Raw genomic sequence first — 26134 nt, forward strand, 5'->3', positions numbered from 1 at the left:
TTAACGCCGGTTGTTATTTTGATACGATCATTAGTTCTTTACTCAGCATCGTTGTGAACTTATTCTGTTATCCGTTTCTTTCACTGAAAGAAACGAGATATTCTGCGAATTGTGCTTATGCTTTTAATTGTATATTCTCAGTGCTCTCTGCGTCTCTGTAAAAAAAGAAATATATCTTTACTCTCTATAAAATCACTCGACTAAATGGAAGGCAACAATCTTTTTCCCATATTTTTAAAGTTGGAGCAACTACGGTTGTTGATTATAGGAGGAGGTAATATTGGATTGGAAAAGCTGCAACGAGTGTTGGAGAATTCTCCCAAAACTTCCATCAAATTAATAGCAAAAGAAATTAAGCCGGAAATAGAAGAATTAGCAAAAAAACATTCCAACATCAGCCTTATAAAAAAAGAGTACCATATATCTGATCTCGAGAATATTGATCTGATCATTACTGCTATTAATGATGCCACAATAAGCGAACGAATTACCGTCGATGCCAAGCAAAAAGGCATATTAATAAACGCAGCAGACAAACCTGAGCTATGTGATTTTTACTTAGGGTCGATCGTAACAAAAGGAAATGTAAAAATTGCTATTTCAACTAATGGAAAATCTCCAACCATTGCCAAACGATTAAAAGAGATCATTGCTGATATGTTGCCTGATGAGCTTGATGAGTTACTGGAAAATATTGTAGCAATTCGGGGCAATATTAAAGGCGATATGCAGGAAAAGATCCGTCAATTGAATGAGTTGACAAAAAAACTTGCTCCCAAAAGCAATCAAAACAAATAATAAGTCTACTAATTTGGTAGGTTAATAAAGATACCTATCTTTGCTACATGGATAAAAATTCAGGGGAGTATAGTGTTCAGGAATTGGTAACTACCGTTGATGTTGTATCCTCTGAAGAGGAAATTGTGTCGGGAACCCGGCACGCTACCAAATACCTTTTAATACTTGCCGGAATTATTGCTTTAGGTTTATTGATATATTCATTATTACCCAATGCAGAAATAGATATCATCAAGCTCGAGCTTGCAAGAGACGGGCATCGTTTCTACTGGATGTTATTGGTTGGTTTTTTAGCAGAGATGATCGCAGGCTCTATGGGAATGGGTTATGGGGTTATCTGTACAACTATTTTATTGATCTTAAACGTTCCCCCGCCTGTTGTAAGTGCAAGTATTCATTCTGCAGAATCTTTTACCAGCGCTGCCAGCACTATCAGTCATTTTAAGTTAGGCAATGTCAATAAAAAGCTGATGAAGGCATTAGCTATTCCTGCTGTTATTGGAGCGGTGACCGGTGCGTTTGCATTGTCATTTTTAGGAGAGCATTATTCAAAAATAACCAAGCCTTTTATCGCTGCTTATACCATGTACCTGGGGTTTAGGATTTTGCAAAATGCATTTATTAAAAAGAGAACTAACGGTAATGGAAAAACAACTCAAAGATCAAAAACAAACATTACAAGGTTGGGATTGATCGGAGGATTTATTGATTCTTTTGGTGGTGGCGGTTGGGGACCTTTAGTTACCGGCACTTTTATAAAAGAAGGGAGAACGCCTCGTTATGTTATTGGTAGCTCAATTGCAGCTAAAACCATATTGACGGTTGCAAGTGCTATCACTTTTATTTTTACCATTGGTATTCATCATTGGAATATTGTTGCCGGCTTGTTGATCGGTGGTATTGTTACAGCTCCATTATCTGCATTGCTTACAGTAAAACTGCCTACCAAAAAGATGTTTGTAATAGTTGGAATAGTGGTTATTATTTGTAGCTTGATCTCTTTCGTGAGAGCATTTATTTAATTATTCTACATTTTCTTTTGCACTGAATTCATTGATATAGATCTTCGCAAGAATAATAATATAGTTTATCAATAACGGACCGAATATCAATCCTACAAAGCCAAACAAACTTAAGCCAACAATTACTCCTAATACAGTGGTCATCGGATGTATGTTTCCCATTCTTTTTAAAATAGTAATTCTTGCCAGGTAATCAACATTGCCGGTAACTACAATGCTATATATCAGAACAGCAGTTGCATTCCAGTTATCGCCCATTGCATATTGCATAATTACTACTGGCACCCAGATTATCATCGTTCCAATAACAGGAAAGAAAGCAAATAAGCCTGTTAAAAACCCCCACAGTGCCCAATCCTTCACGCCAAATATCATATAGCCAATGGTTGCAACAACACCTTGTATGATCGATATTAACGGAATGCCGATCGCATTCGCTCTTACAACCGTTAATGTTTCCGTTGCTAATAGTGTAATGTTTTTTTGTTTTAAAGGAATAAGCTTTGTCAATTGTGTCTCTATTTCTTTTCCATTGTACAGCATATAATACAAGGTGAACAGCATTAAAACAAAATTGGTAAGCAGTGAAGAAGTAGCATTGAATAGTTGTGGAACAAAGGCAGTTAGTTTGGTTTGCAGTTCTTTTAATGTGCTTTCAGAAAACAGATCAATTCCTGTTCTGTCCAGTATTTTAGACGTTATCTTTCTGACTCCTGCAATGATCTCTGCGGAATCGCTTATCCATTGATTTACTTTTGGTCCTAACAATGCAATGCCTGCATAGATAAGCGCACCTAATACCAATGTAAAAAAGAAAAGAATAACAGCTGCAGCTCTTCCTTTCTTCCATTTTTTAGTTTCAACCATTTTGAAATAATAATTGCGACTAAGGATATATAAGGTTACAGCACCTAATATTCCCGGTAAAAAACTATATAATGCTTTAAGAGAAACACAGAAAAGAAATATGATCAGTGTTAAAATAAGTACCTGTTTTATCTTTTGATTGAAGCTTGTATTCATGTGGCATGTTTAATTGTTAGTAGAGGTATAAAAACCATACCAATAATATTGAATAGTAAATTACTAAGAAGACGACGATTTAAGGAAAAGAATTTACTTTCCCATACTACCATACTGATATAACAAACCAATTTCCGTTGCAGAAAGGGTTTTATTAAATAAACGTATATCATCCAGGGCACCGGTAAAGCCATCTTTCATGAAGCCCGGTAATTGATGACCATTGGGAGCAGAAGGAAATGTAGTAGTTGATTCAAAAGCGCCAATGGTAGCGTAATTCGGAGCAGGTATTGCCAGCTTTCGTGATTTGTGAAAGATAGCGCTGCTTCCGTCTGCGGTATCTTTTGATAAAACAGCAGAACCAATTAAGGCTCCATTATAATAATAATCCAATTGTTTCGCGGAAGCATTAAAGTCCATTGCAATAAACGCCCATTCAAATGTATCTTTTACTTTCGTTTTTAAAAATGCAGAATCATAACTTGGGTAAATTCCAAAAGAATCTATATTCGTTAATCCTCCAGCTAATTGTAAAGTACTGTCACGATATTTTCTAAATCCAATTCCTGCAACAGGATAATTTTTTACAGCAGTGCAGCTTAATTGAAAAAGATTGGTTAGCAAAGTATCTGATGGCGCTGGTATTTGCGCCCACATGCTAATAGTAAAACCTGTTTTGAACGTATCATTCGAATTGATCGTTGTATTCACTACGCCTGCAAATGTTGCAGTGGCAGGATAGGTTAGCCATCCATTGGTAAAGCTGATTGCTTTGCCTAATACTCCTGTTACATAAGATGAACTTCCTCCTGTAAGGATAGGAGTTAATCCTGAAATATCTTCTTTATCAGTACTATCAAAAGTCCAGTGTGCAATAAGGTTATTTCGACCAACCATATACGAAGCGCCGCAATCGCAATACCCTAAGCCCGGATCTACCACTGAAAAACCATTATAGGTTGCTGTTCCACCCGGTGCAGTTACCTGTATGGTTCCACCCGTTCCTGCCGGTGCAATAGCTGTAAGAGTGGTATCATTTATTACCGTAAAGGAAGCTGCAATTCCATTAAAACTTACAACACTTGCGCCTGTAAAACCTGTTCCTTTAATAGTAATAATGCCGCCTGCTGTATCAATTGTTGGAGAATAAGAAGTAATGGTTGGCGGCGGAATTAAGGAAGATTCTTTTGTACAGGATGTAATAACAATAACTGCTATTATGAATGATATAATTTTTGAAATTGATATTCGCATCATGCTTAAATAAAACTACTGAAAGAATGAATTACAAATGTGTAGTTTTCTTCTGTATTAATTTCATTTTTCTTTTCAGGCGCTTTATTGTTTTTCTTTTCTTCTTTCTTATTGTCAGGAGCAGAGCCCTTGGTAACTTTTAAAATAAGCTTATTACTCTTTACTACTTTATCATTTAGCTTCGCAGATGCCTGTCCGATTTCAAATGTGCCGGTTGATTTAGGTTGAATAATATAACTCAACGTTAGTGATTGTTTTATATCACCGTTGATCATTTGCATACTGCTTTGCTGGTTTGGACCGCTTACTACAATAAAATCTTTTAGTTCCGGTGTTTGTAACTCTGCTACCTGTTGTACATTTTCTACGGTAAAAGTTAATTCAGCTGTTTGGTCTGTACTAATGGTAGCTGGTTTTATGGTAGCCGTAAATTTTGCCTGTGCATTGATAGAACTATATGCCAATAGCAGCAAAGCAATAAAGAAGATTTTATTCATAACGGTACAAAAATAAAAGTTTCACACAACGTGAACAACGAATACAACGTGACAAGGTTGTTAATCTTTGTTGCTTTATATCCTTAGTGCCCTTGCCTGATCAAAATAAAAAACCGTCACTGTTTGGTTCAGCAACGGCTTTAATTCAGAGATATAATTCGATTAATATACTTTTTCAGTTAAGAATTTTATTACCCTGCCTTTGTTTCCATTAGCATCAATAAATGTAATTTGTTTATTGTCATTATCAATCACTGCTCTATCAGTTAAATATTTCGACATGTAGTTCTTGTAATAATTCAAGGTTAATGTATCCTCATGATTTCTGTAAGTGCCTGCACAAAAATCGTATTGCTTGGTTTTATTCATGTTTACGATAGCAGCAAAGCTATTGTTTTCGTTCAACACCAAATAAAAGGTCATATTATCTTGAGTAACACCTGCCATTTTATCCACCTTTGCTCTCAATAACTCACGTGTTTCTTCTCTAATGGCTTGAGACTCTGTAGAAGCAGGTGCAAATGTAGCTGCACATGAACTAAATAGTCCAGCGATGATAAATAAGGAAAATAACTGTTTCATAATTGTAAGTTTAAGATGCTTAAACAATTTTTCATATTCAGCTATTTTTCGAGAGGATAGAGGAGAAATAAAAAAGGTCTTTCCGTAGAAACGGACCGACCCTTAACGATTGCTTGCCATATGAAAATCTTCAAAAATTCTGTGTAGTGGTCCGTAAGTTGCTTCTTCTTTTCTTTATCTCTTATTGCCTTTGCAACTTTACGATGTAAAAATAGCCTGCAAAAAGCCCTTGTCATAATCCAATTCAATGATCTTTGATTATGTCTAAGGGGTGCTTTGAAAAATAAAACCCTTTGTGGTATTGCGTTTTAGCAGATAGGTTTAATGATGGCTAACGAAAAAATGTTAATATGTTTTAACTGTTTTTAGCCTTTCTCTTAACAGGATTTTAAGAAAAACAGCATAAAAAACGGCTTAAGCTAGCTTATTTAGTGAATTATTTCATTGTTGAACTGAACTGCATCCTTCCAAGTGCAACAATTGTATGCATTGCGCTTATTGTTAATTATTGAACGATATCAATAATTTCATGATCATCATTCCTTTTAAGCAGTTGGGTTGTTGTATAAGTGAGTTCATATCCTTCAAATACGTCATTATTTCCCAGGTTTTGTTTATTGGCTGGGGAGTTTAAACTTGCTAAAAACCAAATACTATCACCCTTTACTTTTTCTATTTGCATTTTTTGATATAACCTGTCACCTACTTCAAAAGTGTAAACGTCTCCTTTATGTGCCTTGTTGATTTTACTGATGTTTTCCTTAGCTGTCATGCTTTGTTTAATAAGTGAGATAGGTATGCCTATGGCTGCAATTATAGGAATGATAAACATCCATACAGCCGGTTTTATGCGTTGTTTAATATCCATTACCAGGCTGTTATGTGGGTAAGGTAATTCGTTGTTGTTAAGAAATTTCTTACACTGGCTGCATTTTATTTCTACTCTTTTAGTAGTAGGGAATACAGGTAGACCAAAGTTGAAAAAATCCTGGTAACCTTCTGCTACCAAACTATCTTTGGCTTTACAAGCAGGGCATTCCACCCCTTCTATTTTTTCAGTTAGTCTTTTGCTTTTGCCTGTCCCAATTATCATTTTCTTTTAGATTTTATGATCACAGAATCCATTTGTACTGTTTTTGAAGTGTCGTAAAAGGGGTACAATATATCTTCATCAGCAAAGCTTCCATCCAGGTCTTCCTTCATGGGTGAGCTTGTCAATATCATATTCCATTTTCCTTCTACCCCTATGTAAACTTCTTTTCCTGCTAATCCATCGATATTATTTAAACATTTTTCTATTATCGGTATCAATTTGTGCCGATCATCCGCTTTGATTTTCTTTATGTCTTCAATCTTTAGCAAAACGAGTACACGATCCTGGTTGATTTTGCAGAAGTAGCGGAATTTATCTTTTTCCAGCACATCGTTAAAACGATTGTCTAAACAATTCTTTAGATCAACAGAGATGCTGTCTAATGGCACTAATGAATCATCATCAAGTTTTTTCTCATCTGCATTAAATGCTACTTTTCTATAATCTTCAGCTTTTGGCGGATCGTGACGATGCTTAAACCATACATAAGCAGCTGATAATAAAATGACCAGTACCAGTAATACGATAGCAAGACAGCCGCATCCGTGCCAAAAGGGTGTTTTGTTTGGGTTTTCTGCCGAAGCTATCATGAACTCCTGTTTCATTTCAGGTGTAAAGGATTTTTCATTGATCGTGCTGTTACAATGACTGCATTTGGCTGATTTCTCTTTGCCTGCGGGAAATAGAGGGATAAAGAAAAGATGAAAATAGCGTCCTGTAACGCTGCCATCCAGCGTATTTAGCTGACCACAAACAGGACATTTACAATTCTTTAAAAAATACTTATGCTTTAATTTGGATTTGTTGGTACCGAATAGAAAAAACATGCTTTACGTTAGTTTGGATATCCCAAATATATAGTAAAGAATATGAATAAGAAATTATTATGAGATTAAATCTTCGCTCCGTAATTCAACACAAAAAAATCGCCCAGCCACTCGCCTAAGTGTTGAGAGATGAGTTTTGATTCTACCATAAAGCCATCATGCCCGTAGGAAGAATCGATTTCAATTAGTGTAGAGTTAGGCAGGTTGTTTGCCAAAAAATGTTGTTCTATCAACGGACAAAGAATATCACTGCTGATACCAATTAATAATGTTTTTTGATGAATGCTTTGCAAAACAGTTTCAGGCTTGCCACCACGTCCACGGGCAATATTATGACTGTCCATGGTTTTGGTAAGTGCCCAATAACTGTATGCATTAAAACGATTCACCAGCTTATCGCCCTGGTAAGTGATATATGAAGTAGCTTTAAAGTTGTCAATCTTTTCGTGGTCGCTATCGGTTTGCTGTTGCACCATTATTCCGTAATTGCGATAGGTAAGCATACCGATAGCACGGGCAGCTTTTAATCCTTTTTTTCCGGCATCCGGCGAAGCCGTATTCCAGGTACTATCCGCTTCAATAGCCAAACGCTGTGCGGTGTGTGTGGCAATGCCCCAGGCACTTTCTGTTGCAGAAGTAGCTAGTAAAAATAAATGCTGAATAACCTCTTTTTCCATCACCGCCCATTCCATAGCCTGGTAACCACCCATGCTGCCACCCATTGCCAAAAATATTTTATCAATACCTAAATGCTTACGGAGAAGAATATGTGCTTTCACCATATCCCGAATAGTGATCAATGGAAAATCAGAATAGTAAGGGTTGCCTGTTTTAGCATTCTCACTTAACGGTCCGGTAGTGCCGTAACAAGACCCGATAATATTTGCGCAAACAATAAAGAACCTTTCGGGGTTAATAATATGTCCGCTGCCAATGATACCATTCCACCAGTCAGCCGCATCGGAGTTGGCGGTAAGGGCGTGACAAACCCATACCACATTACTTTTATCGGCATTTAGAGTGCCGTAAGTGTGATAGGCAATGGTAAGTTCAGGCAGAGATTGTCCGTTTTCCAGTTCAAACGCCTCTTTGTAATGAAAATACTGCATCAAATAGTCCAATCATTTATTTGGAAGTGCAAAGTAAAGGCTTGAATAGATTAAATTTGCAAAAAATTTCAAAATGATAAAAATAGAGCTTAACAGGGTAGAGGGAGATTTTGGGTTTGAAGCCACCGATGCCAATGGTCACGTAGCAAAAATTGATACCAGCGCAGAAACAGGAGGAACCAATTTTGGTATCCGCCCGATGCAAATGGTATTGATGGGCTTGGGTGGTTGCAGCGGTATTGATATCGTGATGATCTTAAAAAAACAACGCCAAACGGTGGAAAGCTTTGCTATTAAAATAGAAGGGGAAAGAGAGAAAGGAAAAGAACCATCGCTATGGGAAGATATTAAATTAGTGTTTGAACTGAAAGGTCAGATCGATTATGATAAGGCATATCGTGCCTGTGAATTATCGATGGAAAAATATTGTTCTGTAGCAGCAACGTTAAGAGCGGGAAATACTAAAATAAACTGGGAAGTGAGGGTTAATTAAGAATTAATAATTAGTAATTAATAATTTTTTGGGACGAAGAGTAGTTCTTTAATCAACATCGTTGTGTTACTCACTTGTACGGCATACCATTTTTGAACTTTAATTATATTATACCGGCTTCGACAAGCTCAGCCTGACAAATTCCATAGAGCAAATTAAAAAGCTGTCAGCCTGAACTTGTTGAAGGCGGTCGAATAAATACATCAAAACTAATATTGTAATGAACGATAAATTGCATCCAACAACAAAAGCCATCCGCACGCAAATAGACCGCACCAATGAAATGGAGCATTCTTCACCATTGTTCTTAACCAGCAGTTTTATGTACAATGATGTGGAAATGATGAGAGCGGCTTTTGCAGATGAGATCGATGTAAATATTTACAGTCGTTTTAGCAATCCAAATGTGCAGGAGTTTGTAGATAGAGTTTGTGCTTTAGAAGGTGCAGAATATGGCTATGCCACTGCATCTGGCATGAGCGCCATCTTTGCATCCTTCATGGCATTGCTGAAAAGCGGAGATCATTTTGTTTGTTGCAGTTCTGTATTTGGCAGCACTATTACTATCATCAATAAATATTTGCCTAACTACGGAATAGAAGTAACTTATGTTAGCGCCACTAATTTGGATGAATGGGAAGCAGCCATCAAGCCAAATACTAAAATGATCTACCTGGAAACACCAACGAATCCCGGTTTAGATATTATTGATTTGGAGTTTGCAGGTAAGCTGGCAAAAAAGCATAATCTCATTTTTAATGTAGATAATTGTTTTGCTACGCCTATTTCACAACAGCCTATTAAATACGGCGCAGACTTAGTTGTTCATTCCGCTACTAAATGGATGGATGGGCAAGGTCGTGTACTCGGCGGTGTTGTTGTTGGTAAAAAAGAATTAATTGAAAAGATATATTTATTCTGTCGCAGTACAGGTCCGTCCTTATCTCCATTCAATGCATGGGTATTAAGCAAGAGTTTGGAAACATTGGATGTTCGCATGGAACGTCATAGCAACAATGCATTTACCATCGCAAAAAAATTAGAAGGACACCCAAAGATCGAAAGAGTAGTCTATCCTTTCTTAGAAAGTCATCCTGCTTATGCCATTGCAAAAAAGCAAATGAAGAATGGGGGTGCTTTAGTAAGCTTCCATTTAAAAGGTGGCTTGGAAAGCGGAAAGAAATTTTTAGATGCATTACAACTGTTAACGCTGACTGCTAATCTCGGCGATAGCCGCAGCATTGCTTCTCATCCCGCAAGTACAACGCATGTAAAACTTACAGATGCAGAACGGTTAGCAACGGGAATAACGCCGGGACTTATTCGTATTTCCGTAGGATTGGAATATGTAGATGATATCATCAATGATATTCTACAGGCGTTAGAAAAATCTTGATCTGTGTCAATGGTATTTATGTTTAAAGTGAAGGACAGCAATGTTTTTCACTTTTTTAGTTATTATGCTTACACAAAAGATACGCTTTAAAACTCTTTAGTGCTATGTGGGTTGCATAATTTTATATACATGAATCTTTATGTATGAAAAGCTTACCCTTTTTTCGAACGCTGATTGTTTTCTGTATAATACTTTTATTAGCTGTATTTGTTTTCGTCTTCTACTTTTATAATGTAAATAAACAAGCCCATGAGAATACTCAATGGATAATCCATAACAACGAGATTCTATATAAATCAGGAAAATTATTATCTTATTTAAAAGACACTCGTACAACTACACAAGAATATCTTGAAACCGGCGACAGTACCTTTTTGACACTTTATTTTGCAGCTAAAGATAGTGTTACAAGAGAAATAGATATTCTTCGTGCTCTCACAAATAATAATGCAAGCCAACAAAACAGGATTGATAAATTAGCAAGTTTAATAAACAAACGATGGGATCTGTATAACCGGATGCATTACATAGGGATTAAAAATAATTCAAAAACCGCTATTGATTCTCTAAGAGCAAAAAGCAGGGACATAATGGGGGAAATAAATGATACGCTAAAAAATATTCAGGCAGAAGAACACCAGGTATCATTAATTCACGAAGACAATACAAAACAAAATGAACAATATTCTGCAGTTACTTTTTTCCTGTTTATAATAAGTCTTATTGCTTTAATAATTACAGCGTTCTTTATTCTACAGTTTTTTTCTAAAATAAATAAAGATGAAAATAATGTGCTCGCTAATGCACAAACAATTTTTTTCAGCAAGCGTATCGACGAAATTGTAAAAGGAATAAGTGATCCGCTTTTTTCATTGAATAAGGCTTTTTGTTTTGTTTTTTATAATGAAGCCGCACGTAAAATTCTGGCAAAAGGAAAAAAATTGGCTCAAAAGAATTTTTTTGAAACTTTTCCTCAGTATCAACATAATATTATTGGAGAAAAAATAAAACAGGTAATGTTTCTTCGCAAAAGTGTTTCATTTGAAGCGCTTGAAATTTTTAATGATCAGTGGTTGGATATAACCATTTATCCTACATCTGAAGGAGTATCTGTTTATATGAAAGATGCTACAGCAAGAAAAGAAAATGAAATGGCATTACAGGAAGCGCAACATTTTTTGGAACTAACAAATAAGTTAGCGCTTGTTGGAGGTTGGGAAATGGAAACTGTTTCTGAAAAGGTAAAGTGGACACCTAATACAAGAGAAATTTTTGAAACACAACCTGATTTTGTGCTGGATTTTGAACATGTACTGGATTTTTTCCCGGAGGAAAGTAGAGAAGCATTGCTCAAAGTAGTAAACAATGCCATACAGCACCATGTTGGCTGGGATATAGAACTGCCGACAGTTACGGCAAAAGGGAATGAAAAATGGATAAGGACCAAAGGAGAGCCGATCATTGAAAACGACATATGTGTAAGATTAATTGGTAGCGTACAGGATATCGATTCAAAAAGAATGTTATACAACCATGCCTTGAAAAACGAACAACGTTTCAGATCTGCATTCGAGAACAGTATGAATGGGATGGTATTGGCAGACAAAGACGGATTGATAATAGAAGTGAACCAGTCATTCTGTGATATGTTGGGGTATTCAAAAGAAGCGCTTTCATCTCTTCGGTTTGATAAGCTGACTTATTCTTTAGACAGACCATATTCTGAAAGTATTTATAAAAAAGCATTAGCAGGAATTCAAAAAAGCTGGCGCTATAAAAAACGCTACCTGCATAAAGAAGGATATATAGTTTGGGTGGAACTTTCGGGCTCAGTTATTACAGATAAAGATGAAAACGTGTCAGGTTTTTTAGTTCAATTACAAAAGATGCATACACAAATTCAAGAGAAGGATATTTCAGGAAATGAACAAAAAGGTAGAACTATTTTACAGGTGCATTGACGTTTTAGTAGGTTTAGATTTCAAAGCTTCGACTTTTGTCGGGGCTTTTTTATTGATTGACTTCTATATTTCTCTTGCCGGCAAATTTCTTCTTCAAAACTTCCTGCACAGGAACGTTTTCAAGTTTGCTTTCCAGCCACGAGATAATATCGAGATACATAAATGCTCTTGTTTCAAAACGATTGTCCTGATGCTTTCTTAATTTTCCTAAAAGTTTTTCTAATTCAGGTTTAATTCGTGTAACGGATAATTGAAAGGATGTGCGTAAAAATTTAAAGATCTCTTCTTCAACAATGCTAAGGTTTTGCATCTTAGCCATAAATCGGTAAACCGATTTTATCAAATGGTCAAGAATTTCATAATTGCCCACTTCATAATGAGCAATCAAATGTAATAAGCGAGAATAACATTGCAGATCGCTGCGCAGGTCAACTTTCCAATTGATGATCTTATTTAAGAAATCAATGGTATGGTCATAATCTCCGCTTCCAAAATACATACAGGCGATCTTGTAATAGAAAACTAAAATGCGGTGACGATCCAGGTAGATATAGTATTCATTTAGTTTTTCTTCGATCTCCGGAACCAACTCTAATCCTTTACTAAAGCTGCCCTCAAGAAAATGTTTATTCAATAACGAAATATTGTAATAAACAAAACACTGAATTTTATTATTGATATTATGTTCAACAATGCTGCTGTCACAAAACTTTTTAAACTCCGCTAATGTTTCTTGTAATTTCTGATGATTGCCCAGATCAAAATGCGAGCCCATCAGGTTGTGCATGCCCTTAATGTAATGTGCTGTTTCGATCTCGATCATGTAAGGTTCTTCCTCAAAAAGATTTACCCATTTTTGTGTATAACGATAATATTGTAAAAAATCCTGTCGTATAAAGGCAGCCCAGCAAAAGCTTTGATACAAGTACAGTCTTTCATAAAACGTTTTACATAACACAGCTTTTTCTCCTAATCTTTCTTTAAAGAAAAGCTGTACTTCAGTCTCCTCTTTTTCATTGCGTGCATGCCCATGATTAATATACCAGCTATATAATTGTAATGATAGATCAGATAATTGAGATACTAACGATAAACTATTATTTACTTCATCAGATTCTTTGCTCAATTGGTCAGCCCTGTCTTGCAAGCTTCTTGTAATATAAAGTGCTTCAATATTTTTTTCAAAGAACAAAACCTGTTGCAAATACGTTAATTGGTTTTTTGCTTTTGCCTGTTCTTTTATCTTATCTAAAATGCGAAGGCTCTGCAAGTACAATCCTTTATTGTATAAAATTCTTGCATGGTCCATCTGTTCATGCAAAACAATATCGATATTGCTTTCATCATTAATTAAGCGAAGGCTTGATAAAACTTGCTTATACAAATGCGCTTTTAAATTACTCAGCTGTTGTTTCTTTATTTCAGGATTTTTCTTCAATAAAACAGCCTCATCATATTCCTCCATTTTGTCCAAAGCATCAAATAGTTGCACTACTTTAAGCTCCTCTGAGGACGAATTTCGGGTTACATAAAGCTTAAAATTGCGCTTTTCGCTCTTTTCAAGCGATTTTATGAGCTGAAAAACGGTATCTGTACTGCGGTTGGGCATCGTAATTTAAAAATTCAAAAACCCTTGTCTGTCAAGAGTTTTAACGAAAATTAACGTATTTATATAGCGTAAAATCAGGTGTATTTTGACTTTGAAGCGGACTGTTTTAGATTAAATTCGTAGAACGGTCTTTCTAAAGACACTGATTTTGAATCAAATTTAATTATAAAAGCGCTGTTTTAATTAAAACCTCTACCAATGGCAGAAAAAAAGATAGACATTTTCGACACCACTCTCCGCGATGGCGAACAGGTTCCCGGTTGTAAATTAAATACCGAAGAAAAAATTGAAGTTGCTTTAGCGCTCGAAGAGTTGGGCGTTGATATTATTGAAGCAGGCTTTCCTATCTCAAGCCCCGGCGATTTCGCATCGGTAGAAGCAATTTCAAAAGTTATTAAAAATGCCACAGTTTGCGGATTAACGCGTTCTGTTCAAAAAGATATTGAAGTGGCGGCAGAAGCATTAAAGCATGCGGTTCGTCCACGTATTCATACTGGTATCGGCTCCTCTGATATTCACATCAAACATAAATTCAATACAACCCGCGAAGCGATTTTGGAGCGTGCTGCTAAAGCAACCAAGTTGGCTCGCAATTTAGTAAGTGATGTTGAGTTTTTCTGTGAAGATGCTGGTCGTGCAGACAATGCGTTCTTAGCCCGCCTGGTTGAAACAGTAATTGCTGCAGGGGCAACGGTTGTAAATATTCCTGATACAACAGGCTATTGTTTGCCTCATCAATACGGCGAAAAAATTGCTTACCTGGTAAACAATGTTTCTAATATTGATAAAGCAATTATCTCTTGTCATTGCCACAACGATTTAGGTTTGGCAACAGCTAACTCAATTGCAGGCATTATGAATGGAGCTCGCCAGATTGAATGTACTATCAATGGGTTGGGCGAACGTGCAGGCAATACATCTCTGGAAGAAGTCGTCATGATAATTAAAAAACATCATGCATTGGGATTCTATACAAATATTAATACAACGCAATTAAATCCATTAAGCCGTTTGGTGAGTGATACCATGCGTATGCCGGTTCAGCCAAACAAAGCGATCGTTGGAAGTAATGCATTTGCACATTCATCAGGTATCCACCAGGATGGATTCTTAAAAGAAGCTACTACATACGAAATTATGACTCCTGAAGAAGTAGGAGCGGAGACTTCCAAGATTGTACTAACGGCTAGGAGTGGGCGAAGTGCATTAGCGTATCGTTTTCAAAAGTTGGGACATCAATTTAACCGCAACGACATAGATACTTTGTATCAACAATTTTTAGCCGTAGCAGATACTAAGAAAGAAGTGGAGGATGCTGATCTTAATATTCTTGCGCAAAATTATTTGCACGTAGCGGTCTGATAAATTTTGATACCAACATGGGCCTTTCATAGCATCATCGTTGTGTCACATTTCTTTCATCGGCATACCATTGTGCATCTTTTATTGATATAACTTAATTAGCAGTAAAATAATTCAAAACAAAAATTTGTGTAATTCGCTTCAATTCGTGCAATAAAATTTTATGAATAAAAACATTGCAATCATATTAGGAGATGGAATTGGTCCCGAAGTAACGCAGCAATCTATTAAAGTATTAGATGCTATTGCGGAAAAATTCGAGCATCAATTCAATTACACATATTCCTTAATGGGAGTCGTTGCTATCGATAAAACAGGCAATCCATTACCCGATGAAACAATCGCAACCTGCTTAAACAGTGATGCCATTTTATTTGGCACCATTGGCGATCCAAAATATGATAATGATCCTACTTCCAAAGTAAGACCGGAACAAGGATTATTAAGATTGAGAAAAACATTGCAACTGTTTGCAAACATTCGCCCTGTTACTACATACCGATCATTGCATCATTTAGCACCGGTAAAAAGTACATTGTTAGAGGATGTTGACATGCTCATCTTTCGTGAATTAACCGGCGGCATTTATTTCGGTGATAAACACATGAATGAGGATAATACATTAGCATCTGATGAGTGTACTTACAGTAAAGAGGAAATAGAAAGAATAAGCAAGCTGGCATTTCAGTATGCACAAAAAAGAAGAAAAAAATTAACACTGGTAGACAAAGCAAATGTGTTGGAGACATCACGTCTTTGGAGAAAAGTAGTTCAGGATATTGCACCATCTTATCCGGATGTGCAGGTTGATTTTATGTATATAGATAATGCAGTAATGCAGTTGATCATCAACCCAAAACAATTTGATGTATTGCTGGCAGATAATATGTTCGGCGATATACTAAGTGATGAAGCAAGTGTGTTGAGTGGCTCCATTGGTCTATTGCCATCCGCATCTATTGGTAATGGTAGTGCTATGTTTGAGCCGGTACATGGCTCTTATCCGCAAGCTGCAGGAAAAGATATTGCAAATCCGTTGGGTTCAATCTTATCAGTAGCGTTAATGCTGGATTATTTCAGCATGAAAGAAGAAGCACAGGTATTGCGTGATGCAGTGGATTGGACATTGACACATTTATTTGTTACGAAAGATATTGACCCGATAAACTTTTATTTCACTTCTACCATCGGCGATTTAATCAGTGATTATATAAGCGGTAGAATTTCAGGAGATATCAACAAAAAGAATGTAGAATTAAGAAAGTCAACAATAATATAATGGTCGGACCACAGGTCAGACCTGCAAAGTATAAAGACAATAACTAAAACTATAATGAGCAACGAACTAAACAAGTACAGCAAAACATTAACACAAGACGAAACACAACCTGCGGCGCAGGCGATGCTATACGGCATCGGACTTACGGAGGAAGATCTAAAAAAAGCTCAAGTTGGTATTGCCAGCATGGGTTACGATGGTAATACTTGTAATATGCACTTAAACGATTTGGCAAAAATTGTAAAACAAGGTGTATGGCAAAATGATTTAGTAGGATTGATTTTTAATACCATTGGTATCAGTGATGGTATCAGCAATGGTACAGATGGTATGCGTTATTCTTTAGTTAGTAGAGATTTGATTGCTGATAGTATAGAAAGTGTTTGCGGAGGATTTTATTATGACGGGTTGATTGCTTTACCCGGTTGCGATAAAAATATGCCCGGAGCTATTATGGCAATGGGACGTATCAATCGCCCTTCTATTATGGTATATGGCGGTACAATTGCTCCCGGTCATTACAAAGGCGAGGAATTAAATATCATATCTTCTTTCGAGGCTTTAGGTAAAAAATTAGCAGGTACTATTACTCCGGAAGATTTTAAAGAAGTGGTAAAACATAGTTGCCCGGGTGCAGGTGCTTGTGGTGGTATGTACACAGCCAATACAATGGCAGCAGCAATCGAAGCGTTGGGCATGAGCTTGCCTTACTCATCATCCAGCCCGGCTATCAGTGAGGAAAAAAGAAATGAATGTATAGATGCCGGAAGAGCAATAAAAGTATTGTTGGAAAAAGATATTAAGCCAAAAGATATCATGACAAGAAAAGCATTTGAAAATGCAATGGTTACTATCATGATATTGGGAGGTAGTACAAATGCTGTATTGCATTTGATTGCAATGGCAAAAAGCGTTGGTGTTGAAGTAACACAAGATGATTTTCAAAAAGTAAGTGATAAAACGCCTGTGCTGGCTGATTTTAAGCCAAGCGGAAAATTTTTATGGCAGGAATTACCTGCACACGGTGGTGTACCGGCAATAATGAAATATTTATTAAATAAAGGCATGCTGCATGGCGATTGTTTAACAGTAACCGGTAAAACAATTGAGGAAAATTTAAAAGATGTTGAACCTATCAATTTCGATACACAAAAAATTATTTACCCGGTAGAAACACCTTTAAAAGCGACTGGACATTTACAAATATTATACGGTAACCTGGCTGAAAAAGGAAGCGTTGCAAAGATTAGTGGTAAAGAAGGAGAACGTTTTGAAGGACCGGCAAGAGTATTTGAAGGAGAGAAAGATCTGGTTGCAGGAATTGCCACCGGCAGAGTTAAAAAAGGAGACGTTGTTGTAATAAGATATGAAGGTCCAAAAGGTGCGCCTGGTATGCCTGAAATGTTGAAACCTACTTCCGCCATCATGGGCGCAGGGTTAGGTAAAGATGTAGCATTGATTACAGATGGAAGATTCAGCGGCGGTTCTCATGGTTTCGTTGTTGGTCACATTACTCCTGAAGCATTTGAAGGTGGTGTGATTGCATTGGTGCAGGATGATGATATTATTGAGCTGGATGCAAGCACTAACAAGATTAATTTGAAAGTATCTGATGAAGTAATAGCAGAAAGACGTAAAAATTGGAAGCAACCGGCATTGAAAATAACAAGTGGTGTGTTATATAAATATGCAAAGTTGGTTAAGTCTGCAGCAGAAGGTTGCGTAACCGATGAATGATTTTAATTAAGTACTATGGAAATTATCACGAGCATACAAAATCGTATTTATGAAATAAGAGGTGAGAGGGTGATGCTAGATTTTGATTTGGCAGCATTGTACGAAGTAGAAACAAAAGTATTGAATCAGTCGGTAAAGCGTAATATTAAACGGTTTCCTTCTGATTTTATGTTTCGGCTTACAAATAAAGAATGGAGTGATTTGCGGTCACAAATTGTGACCGCAAACGTACAAATGACTGAAACCCATAAAAGTATCCGGTCACAAATTGTGACCGCATCACAAAATAAAAGAAATATAAACGTAACACCTTATGCTTTTACCGAACAAGGTGTGGCAATGCTCAGTGGAATTCTAAACAGTGATAAAGCCATCAACATGAACATTGCCATTATGAGGGCTTTTGTTGAGATAAGAAAAATTCTATTAAAACAAAGCGATATTAAAGAACAGTTGAAAGAGATAAAAGAACGATTAGGAGAACATGATGCTCAACTTAACCAGATATATGATGCAATGGAAAACCTGCTAGACGAAAAAGCAGCAGAAAGAAAATGGGAAGATAGAGTACGAATAGGGTTTAATAAATAAACAATGAACAAACAGTATTTCATAGAATTAGCAGATTACAACATTTGGGCAAATGATATTTGTTTGTCATGGTTGCAGCAAATAAATAATGAGCAATGGACACAAACAATTGTAAGCAGCTTTAATAGCATACAGGAAACGGTCTTGCATATTATCTCGGCAGAAACCGCGTGGCTACAGCGTTTTCAAAAGAAGGAAAAGGTAGTATGGTTGCAGACAGAATATAAAGGAACAAAAGATGAACATATTGCTTTATGGAAAGATGCATCAAAACAATTAAAAGAATATATCGAGTCATTCGATGAAACTAAAATAAGTGACCTGTTAATGTTTAAACGTTTTAATGGAGAAGAGAATACAATGAAATACTATGAAGTATTTGCACATGCATTCAATCATTCAACGTATCACCGCGGACAAGTCGTCACCATGTTGAGACAAGCTGGTTTCACCGGCGTTCAATCGACAGATTTATTAGGCTATTATCGAATTAAACAACAAACAAAAAATTGAGTTATGGAAACTCTTGAAATAAAAGAAAAGAAAGAAGCAGCAACTAAAGACATTCAAAACATCAGCGGATCGCAAGCTGTATTGGAAGCATTGATAGCAGAAGGTGTAGATACCATCTTCGGTTATCCCGGCGGTGCTATCATGCCAATCTATGATGCATTGTATGATTATCATGATAAACTAAAACATATTCTTGTTCGTCACGAACAAGGTGGAATCCACGCTGGGCAAGGGTATGCACGTTCGTCAGGAAAAGTAGGTGTAGTGTTTGCAACAAGCGGACCTGGCGCAACCAATTTAGTTACAGGGTTGGCAGATGCAATGATTGACAGTACACCATTGGTTTGTATCACCGGACAAGTATTTGCACATTTGTTAGGTACCGACGCTTTCCAGGAAGTAGATGTGATCAACATTACAACCCCTGTTACAAAATGGAATTATCAAATAACGGATGCAACAGAAATTCCTTCAGTATTAGCAAAAGCATTTTATATAGCAGGTACCGGCCGTCCTGGCCCTGTATTGATCGATATTACAAAGAATGCTCAGTTACAAAAGTTCGATTACGAAGGCTATGTACCGTGTACGCATATACGCAGTTATCGTCCAAAGCCAATCATCCGTAAAGAATACATTGAAAAGGCGGCGCAGCTTATCAACGACGCAAAAAAACCATTTGTAATTTTTGGTCAGGGAGTTATTCTCGGTAAAGCTGAAGAAGAGTTCAAAGCATTTATCGAAAAAGGAGGATTGCCTTCTGCTTGTACAGTGCTTGGATTAAGTGCTTTACCAACCGATCATCCATTGCATGTTGGCATGTTGGGTATGCATGGCAACTACGGGCCAAATGTGTTAACCAACGAGTGCGATGTATTGATTGCAGTGGGTATGCGTTTTGATGACCGCGTTACTGGTCGTTTGGATAAATATGCAAAACAAGCAAAAGTTGTTCATTTGGATATTGACCCTGCAGAGATTGATAAGAATGTAAAGACAACTGTTCCTGTTTGGGGTGATTGTAAAGAAACATTGCCGATGTTAACCCATTTGGTACTGCAAAAGAAACATACAGATTGGTTAAATAAATTCAATGAATACAGACAAGAAGAAATTGATGTTGTTATAACCGATGAATTGAATCCCAAAACTGATATACTAACAATGGGAGAGGTAATAAAAAATTTAAACGAGTTAACCAATGGTGATGCAATCATTGTAACCGATGTTGGTCAGCACCAAATGGTAGCTTGTCGTTATGCAAAATTTAATCAGACTAAAAGTAATATTACTTCAGGTGGTGCAGGAACAATGGGCTTTTCTATGCCAGCTGCAATTGGTGCTAAGTTTGGCGCACCTGAGCGCACAGTGGTTGCTATTATTGGCGATGGCGGCGTACAAATGACGTTGCAGGAGTTAGGTACTATTATGCAAACAGGTATTGATGTAAAAATTCTGATACTTAACAATGAATTTCTTGGAATGGTGCGTCAGTGGCAGCAACTCTTTCATGACAAACGTTATTCATTTGTAGATATTGAAAGCCCTGATTATGTGAAGTTGGCGAATGCGTACAGAATTGAAGCGCAAAAAATATCAGAACGTAAAGATTTGAAAGCAGCGTTAAAAACTATGCTTGATCACAAAGGTTCTTACCTATTAGAAGTAATGGTAGGTAAAGAAAATAATGTATTTCCAATGGTGCCGCAAGGTTGCAGCGTTGCAGAGATACGTTTAAAGTAGTATGATTTTTATGTACTAAACTTTATTACTACTATTAGCATCGTTGTGTCACTCTCTTGTACGGCATAGCGGTCATCAACAAACAAAGAACAATGAGTACAATAACAGAAACAAAATGGAATTCTTCTCTATATGATAACAAACACGATTTTGTATTTAAGTATGGCGAAGATTTAGTGAATACGTTAAATCCACAACCAAATGAACGCATATTGGATGTAGGTTGTGGAACGGGGCATCTTGCCAATACAATTGCACAAGTAGGCGCACAAGTTGTTGGTATCGACAGTTCATTGGAAATGATAACAAAGGCAAAACAGGAATATCCTCAAATTGATTTTCGTGTGTTATCTGCAACCGATTTTCATTTTGATGAAAGCTTTGATGCTATCTTCTCAAATGCAACCTTGCATTGGGTGTTAGATAAAGAAGCAGCCATTGATTGCATGTATTCCAACTTGAAACGTAGCGGCAGATTGGTGTTAGAAATGGGCGGCAAAGGAAATGTGGATGGAATTATTGTTGCCTTAAAGAATGCGTTGCAAAAAAGAGGACTAACTGATAAAGCCGCACAGCAAGTTTGGTATTTTCCTTCGCTGAGTGAATATACAGGACTGTTGGAGAAAAGAGGCTTCAGAGTTACGTATGCGGCTCACTTTAACAGGGAAACAGAATTAAAAGATACAGATAACGGAATTAAAGACTGGATAAAAATGTTTGCCGTCAGCTACCTGCAAGGCATAGACGAAAATATCGTCAATGAGATATTAACTGAAGTGCAGGATAGCTTATATGTTTCGCATTTTAGAAACGGTAAATGGTATGCTGATTACAAGCGATTAAGAGTGGTAGCAATAAAGCCGCCAACATCTTTTAAATAAATTTAAAAACTGTCAGCCTTGTTAAGGCGAACTAATAAAAGACAAGAACATGAAACAGGAATTCACTATAACGGTTTATACAGAGAACCAGGTTGGTTTGCTGAACCGTATTGCAATTATATTCTCCCGTAGAAAGATCAATATTGAAAGTTTAAATACTTCGCCTTCTGAAATTGAGGGCATTCATCGTTTTACTATTGTTATTAATGAGTTTGAAGACGTGGTAAGAAAGCTATGTCGTCAGATCGAAAAACAAGTAGAAGTATTAAAAGCATATTATAATACGAATGATGAGATTGTTTGGAGAGAGATCGCTTTGTATAAAGTACCGATGGATATTATTGCAGAGGTAGTACCTGTTGAACGTCTGTTAAGTGAGCATGGTGCAAGAGCGGTAGTGATAAGAACAGATTATATTGTTTTTGAAGTAGCGGGGCATAGAGAAGAAACAGAAAAATTTATTAAGGTATTAGAACCCTATGGCTTAATAGAATTTGTTCGCAGCGCAAGAGTGGCAATCATTAAAGACAGCCAGGGTTTTCACAAAAAGCTAAAAGAATTTGAACAAAGCGAACCGGGGAGTGAAACCAGTGAAAACGAATTTTTAGATAAACAGGCAGAAGTATTCAGTATGTAATTTATGGAAAAGCAATTCGACGTAATAGCAAAAACAAGGACTAACTTCCTGAAACTCATAGACGATCTAACCATTGAGCAATTAAATAAAATTCCTGTCGGATTTAATAATAATATTGCGTGGAATTTCGGGCATATAATTATAAGTCAGCAGGTGCTTTGTTATTCAAGAGCGGGGTTTGCAGCACATATAGAACAATCGCTGATAAATAAATATCAAAGAGGTTCAAAGCCTGAATCGTTTATCGATAATAACGAAATTGAATTATTAAAAGAGTATTTATTTTCTCTAATTCATCAGTTGAGAGAAGATATGACGGATGATAAATTTGTAGGCTATAAACCAATAACGACAACCTTTGGTGTTGACTTAACCTGTATAGAAGATGTGATTCCTTACTTTGCTATGCACGATGGATTGCATTTGGGTGTTGCGCAAACGTTGAAGAAATTGGTGCAGTAAAAGTGAGTGACACAACGATGTTTAATAGTAGTACAAAAGATGACTACATAAAATTTAAAATCATTCTTAAAACAAATAAAAACTAAAATGGCTAATTACTTTAACACGCTTTCATTGAGAGAAAAATTAAGTCAATTGGGAGTGTGCGAGTTTATGAACACCAGCGAATTTGCTGACGGTGTAAATGTATTGAAAGGAAAGAAAATTGTAATTGTTGGTGCAGGCGCACAAGGTTTAAATCAAGGTTTGAACTTGCGTGACTCTGGCTTGGATGTTTCTTATGCATTGCGTGCAGATGCGATTGCAGAAAAAAGACAATCATGGAAAAATGCTACTGAAAATAATTTTAAAGTAGGAACGTACGAAGAATTGATTCCTACTGCTGATCTGGTGAGCAACCTTACACCCGATAAGCAACATACTTCTGTTGTTTCTGCAATTATGCCATTAATGAAAAAAGGAGCAACGCTTTCTTATTCTCATGGTTTTAATATTGTAGAAGAAGGAATGCAGATCCGTAAAGATATTACCGTAATTATGATTGCACCAAAATGCCCGGGTTCGGAAGTACGTGCAGAATACTTACGTGGTTTTGGTGTTCCAACCTTAATTGCGGTGCATCCTGAAAATGACCCTGAAGGAAAAGGTTTGGCACAGGCAAAAGCGTATGCAGCAGGAACCGGTGGCCATAAAGCAGGCGTATTGAAATCTTCTTTTGTTGCGGAAGTAAAATCTGATCTAATGGGCGAGCAAACTATTTTGTGCGGCTTGTTACAAACAGGTTCTATTTTAAGTTTTGATAAAATGGTGGAGAAAGGAATTGATAAAGCATACGCAGCTAAATTAATTCAATATGGTTGGGAAGTGGTTACAGAAGCGTTGAAACAGGGCGGTATCACTGCCATGATGGACAGATTATCGAATGCTGCTAAAGTAAAAGCATTTGAATTATCGCAAGAATTGAAAGTGATCATGCGTCCATTATTCCGCAAACATCAGGACGATATTATGAGTGGAGAATTTTCTTCTACCATGATGAAAGACTGGGCTGATAATGATAAAAATTTATTGACATGGCGTGCTGCAACCGGCGAAACAGCGTTTGAAAAAACGGCCCCTACTGCAACAAAAATTGCTGAGCAGGAATATTTTGATAATGGGTTATTGTTAGTTGCATTTGTTCGTGCAGGTGTTGAGCTTGCGTTTGAAACAATGGTGGAGTCAGGCATTAAGGCTGAGTCTGCTTACTACGAATCATTGCACGAAACACCGTTGATCGCAAATACTATTGCCCGTAAAAAACTATTCGAGATGAACCGTGTTATATCTGATACGGCTGAGTACGGATGTTATTTGTTCGATCACGCTTGTAAGCCTTTGCTGGCTGAGTTTATGAAAGGTATTGATAAAGATGTTATCGGTACTAATTATAATGAAGGCAAAGATGGTGGCGTTGATAACAAAGAATTGATCCTGGTAAATAAGATCATTCGTGAGCATGAGATCGAAGCCGTAGGTTCAGTGCTTCGCCAGGCGATGACAGATATGAAATCAATTGCAACGGTAGCGTAAAAGTTTAAACATAAAATTAAAAGCCGGTTGCAATTCATTTGAAACCGGCTTTTTTGTTTTTATAATTTTTATTTTGATACAAGCTGTAGTGCGACTATTAAACATTGTTCTGTCACTCACTTGTACGATTTATGTTTATTCATCAAACTAAATAAACATAAATTTTATAGAATAAAAGAGTGGCAAGCAAATTGTTATCTGTTTAAATATAAAAGTAGTGTTATAATGTTGAGGCAACAGTAGCACAAAAGTTTAATCAGGGAACCAACCGACAAATGGGATGTAATCATTTGTCGGCGGCTTTTTTGGTTACTTTTTTTCCGCAAAAAAAGTAACATAAAAATATGAAAGATTTAAATTTTAAAGAAGCATCTGAAAGATTGAAAGAAGTTGTTGTTCGCACGCCGTTACAACTAAACACCAATCTCTCAAAAAAATATCAATGCAATGTATTTTTAAAAAGAGAAGACCTGCAAACCGTGCGTTCATACAAATTGCGTGGAGCGTTTAATATGATGCGTAGTTTGTCTGCCGAGCAATTGCAAAGAGGTGTTGTATGTGCAAGCGCGGGTAATCATGCACAAGGCTTTGCATATAGTTGTAAAAAGCTGCAGGTAAAAGGTGTTGTGTTTATGCCGGTGATCGCACCCAATCAAAAAATTCATCAAACACAAATGTTTGGCGAAGATTTTATCGAAATAAAATTGATCGGCGATACATACGATGATTGTGCAACAGCAGCAAAAAAATATACTGCTGAAAATAATAAAACGTTTATTCCTGCTTTTGATGATTATAAAATAATAGAAGGTCAAGGCACAGTGGGAGTTGAGATTTTAGAAGATCAACCACAGGTCGATCTCATTTTTATTCCTATTGGCGGTGGTGGGTTAGCAGCTGGTGTGGGAACTTATATTAAATCCATCTCATCCAAAACAAAAATAATTGGTGTTGAGCCGGAAGGTGCGCCATCTATGTCAGAAGCCATAAAAGCCGGGCATCCGGTAACATTACAAAGCATCGACAATTTTGTAGATGGAGCTGCGGTAAAAAGAGTAGGAGATATCACATTCGATATCTGCAAAGAAATTTTAGACGAGGTGCATTTGGTTCCGGAAGGCAAAATTTGTACAACTATTTTAAAATTATATAACGAAGATGCAATTGTAGTTGAACCCGCCGGCGCATTGTCCATTTCTGTTCTCGATGATTTTGCTGAACAAATAAAAGGCAAGAACATCGTTTGTATTGTAAGCGGCGGAAACAATGATATAGACCGCATGCAAGAAATAAAGGAACGATCGCTTCAGTACGAGGGATTGAAATATTATTTCCTCATTCGTTTTGCCCAACGCCCGGGGGCTCTAAAAGAATTTGTGAACTATGTTTTGGGACCTAATGATGACATTACCCGCTTTGAGTATATCCAAAAAAACAATAAGGAAACAGGTCCTGCGCTGGTGGGCATTGAATTACAGTCGAAAAACGATTATACTACATTGATTAGCAATCTCAATAAGTATCAAATTAATTATACAGAGTTGAGTAAAAATGATAATGTATTTGGTTACCTGGTATAGTAAATTGTATTTGTTAAAATTGTAAATTTGCAAAACCAGATATGCTTCATTAAATTTATATTAAATGAAGAAAACGATGCTATTGCCGCTTATAAAACTTTTTATTAATAAGA

General features: G+C 36.7%; 24 protein-coding genes. 16 read left to right on the forward strand and 8 right to left on the reverse strand.

Annotation, left to right across the window (positions count from 1 at the left end; all coding sequences use genetic code 11):
* The first annotated feature begins 204 nt into the window (after window positions 1-204).
* Together K9M53_RS04715 and K9M53_RS04720 are read left to right on the forward strand one after the other, a co-directional pair.
* Complete coding sequence (locus tag K9M53_RS04715) at window positions 205-798, forward strand: precorrin-2 dehydrogenase/sirohydrochlorin ferrochelatase family protein (RefSeq protein ID WP_224018475.1); 594 nt, start codon at window positions 205-207, stop codon at window positions 796-798.
* A gap of 47 nt (window positions 799-845) precedes the next feature.
* Window positions 846-1820, forward strand: a complete 975-nt coding sequence (locus K9M53_RS04720; protein ID WP_224018476.1) for a sulfite exporter TauE/SafE family protein — start codon at window positions 846-848, stop codon at window positions 1818-1820.
* On the opposite strand, the gene K9M53_RS04725 is transcribed toward K9M53_RS04720, so the two are convergent.
* The 7 genes from K9M53_RS04725 to metX form a co-directional block, all read right to left on the reverse strand.
* Window positions 1821-2843, reverse strand: a complete 1023-nt coding sequence (locus tag K9M53_RS04725; protein ID WP_224018477.1) for an AI-2E family transporter — start codon at window positions 2841-2843, stop codon at window positions 1821-1823.
* Between the two features lie 93 nt (window positions 2844-2936).
* Complete coding sequence (locus K9M53_RS04730) at window positions 2937-4100, reverse strand: IPT/TIG domain-containing protein (RefSeq protein WP_224018478.1); 1164 nt, start codon at window positions 4098-4100, stop codon at window positions 2937-2939.
* Between the two features lie 2 nt (window positions 4101-4102).
* Window positions 4103-4594, reverse strand: a complete 492-nt coding sequence (locus tag K9M53_RS04735; RefSeq protein ID WP_224018479.1) for a BatD family protein — start codon at window positions 4592-4594, stop codon at window positions 4103-4105.
* A 162-nt stretch (window positions 4595-4756) separates the two neighbouring features.
* A complete protein-coding gene (locus K9M53_RS04740; RefSeq protein WP_224018480.1) occupies window positions 4757-5176 on the reverse strand; it encodes a hypothetical protein in 420 nt (139 codons plus the stop codon).
* Between the two features lie 505 nt (window positions 5177-5681).
* Window positions 5682-6269 carry a hypothetical protein gene (locus K9M53_RS04745; RefSeq protein ID WP_224018481.1) on the reverse strand — a complete coding sequence of 196 codons (588 nt, stop codon included), beginning with the start codon at window positions 6267-6269 and terminating at the stop codon, window positions 5682-5684.
* On the reverse strand, window positions 6266-7096 hold the full coding sequence (locus tag K9M53_RS04750; RefSeq protein ID WP_224018482.1) for a zinc-ribbon domain-containing protein: 831 nt from the start codon (window positions 7094-7096) through the stop codon (window positions 6266-6268). Before K9M53_RS04750 ends, K9M53_RS04745 begins: the two co-directional genes overlap by 4 nt.
* Before the next feature lie 65 nt (window positions 7097-7161).
* The gene (metX, locus tag K9M53_RS04755; protein WP_224018483.1) at window positions 7162-8205 is read right to left on the reverse strand and encodes a homoserine O-acetyltransferase MetX; all 1044 of its coding nucleotides are present in this window, start codon (window positions 8203-8205) and stop codon (window positions 7162-7164) included.
* 73 nt (window positions 8206-8278) lie between these two features.
* Between metX and K9M53_RS04760 the strand changes: the two genes are divergently transcribed.
* The 3 genes from K9M53_RS04760 (at window position 8279) to K9M53_RS04770 (ending at window position 12055) form a co-directional block, all read left to right on the forward strand.
* Entirely contained in the window at window positions 8279-8698 is a 420-nt protein-coding gene (locus K9M53_RS04760; protein WP_224018484.1) for an OsmC family protein, read from the forward strand.
* Between the two features lie 220 nt (window positions 8699-8918).
* Entirely contained in the window at window positions 8919-10094 is a 1176-nt protein-coding gene (locus K9M53_RS04765) for an O-succinylhomoserine sulfhydrylase (RefSeq protein ID WP_224018485.1), read from the forward strand.
* A gap of 143 nt (window positions 10095-10237) precedes the next feature.
* Window positions 10238-12055: a PAS domain S-box protein gene (locus tag K9M53_RS04770; protein WP_224018486.1), complete on the forward strand. Its 1818-nt coding sequence runs from the start codon at window positions 10238-10240 to the stop codon at window positions 12053-12055.
* Window positions 12056-12104: 49 nt separating this feature from the next.
* On the opposite strand, the gene K9M53_RS04775 is transcribed toward K9M53_RS04770, so the two are convergent.
* Window positions 12105-13664 carry a hypothetical protein gene (locus K9M53_RS04775; RefSeq protein ID WP_224018487.1) on the reverse strand — a complete coding sequence of 520 codons (1560 nt, stop codon included), beginning with the start codon at window positions 13662-13664 and terminating at the stop codon, window positions 12105-12107.
* 198 nt (window positions 13665-13862) lie between these two features.
* On the opposite strand from K9M53_RS04775, the gene K9M53_RS04780 reads away from it, so the two are divergent.
* The 11 genes from K9M53_RS04780 (at window position 13863) to ilvA (ending at window position 26021) form a co-directional block, all read left to right on the forward strand.
* Window positions 13863-15026 carry a 2-isopropylmalate synthase gene (locus K9M53_RS04780; protein ID WP_224018488.1) on the forward strand — a complete coding sequence of 388 codons (1164 nt, stop codon included), beginning with the start codon at window positions 13863-13865 and terminating at the stop codon, window positions 15024-15026.
* Window positions 15027-15189: 163 nt separating this feature from the next.
* Window positions 15190-16305 (forward strand): 3-isopropylmalate dehydrogenase, encoded by a 1116-nt coding sequence (gene leuB / locus K9M53_RS04785; RefSeq protein WP_224018489.1) that lies wholly within the window; start codon window positions 15190-15192, stop codon window positions 16303-16305.
* A 54-nt stretch (window positions 16306-16359) separates the two neighbouring features.
* Complete coding sequence (gene ilvD, locus K9M53_RS04790; protein ID WP_224018490.1) at window positions 16360-18042, forward strand: dihydroxy-acid dehydratase; 1683 nt, start codon at window positions 16360-16362, stop codon at window positions 18040-18042.
* A 15-nt stretch (window positions 18043-18057) separates the two neighbouring features.
* On the forward strand, window positions 18058-18633 hold the full coding sequence (locus K9M53_RS04795) for an ORF6N domain-containing protein (RefSeq protein ID WP_224018491.1): 576 nt from the start codon (window positions 18058-18060) through the stop codon (window positions 18631-18633).
* A gap of 3 nt (window positions 18634-18636) precedes the next feature.
* On the forward strand, window positions 18637-19146 hold the full coding sequence (locus K9M53_RS04800) for a DinB family protein (protein WP_224018492.1): 510 nt from the start codon (window positions 18637-18639) through the stop codon (window positions 19144-19146).
* A gap of 3 nt (window positions 19147-19149) precedes the next feature.
* Window positions 19150-20889: a biosynthetic-type acetolactate synthase large subunit gene (ilvB, locus tag K9M53_RS04805; RefSeq protein WP_224018493.1), complete on the forward strand. Its 1740-nt coding sequence runs from the start codon at window positions 19150-19152 to the stop codon at window positions 20887-20889.
* Between the two features lie 92 nt (window positions 20890-20981).
* Complete coding sequence (locus K9M53_RS04810; protein WP_224018494.1) at window positions 20982-21770, forward strand: class I SAM-dependent methyltransferase; 789 nt, start codon at window positions 20982-20984, stop codon at window positions 21768-21770.
* Between the two features lie 49 nt (window positions 21771-21819).
* Window positions 21820-22407: an acetolactate synthase small subunit gene (gene ilvN, locus K9M53_RS04815; RefSeq protein WP_224018495.1), complete on the forward strand. Its 588-nt coding sequence runs from the start codon at window positions 21820-21822 to the stop codon at window positions 22405-22407.
* 3 nt (window positions 22408-22410) lie between these two features.
* Complete coding sequence (locus tag K9M53_RS04820) at window positions 22411-22869, forward strand: DinB family protein (protein WP_224018496.1); 459 nt, start codon at window positions 22411-22413, stop codon at window positions 22867-22869.
* An 87-nt stretch (window positions 22870-22956) separates the two neighbouring features.
* A complete protein-coding gene (ilvC, locus tag K9M53_RS04825; RefSeq protein WP_224018497.1) occupies window positions 22957-24441 on the forward strand; it encodes a ketol-acid reductoisomerase in 1485 nt (494 codons plus the stop codon).
* Window positions 24442-24785: 344 nt separating this feature from the next.
* On the forward strand, window positions 24786-26021 hold the full coding sequence (gene ilvA / locus K9M53_RS04830; RefSeq protein ID WP_224018498.1) for a threonine ammonia-lyase IlvA: 1236 nt from the start codon (window positions 24786-24788) through the stop codon (window positions 26019-26021).
* Window positions 26022-26134: the final 113 nt, after the last annotated feature.

Source organism: Ferruginibacter albus, from assembly GCF_020042285.1.
Lineage (GTDB): Bacteria > Bacteroidota > Bacteroidia > Chitinophagales > Chitinophagaceae > Ferruginibacter > Ferruginibacter albus.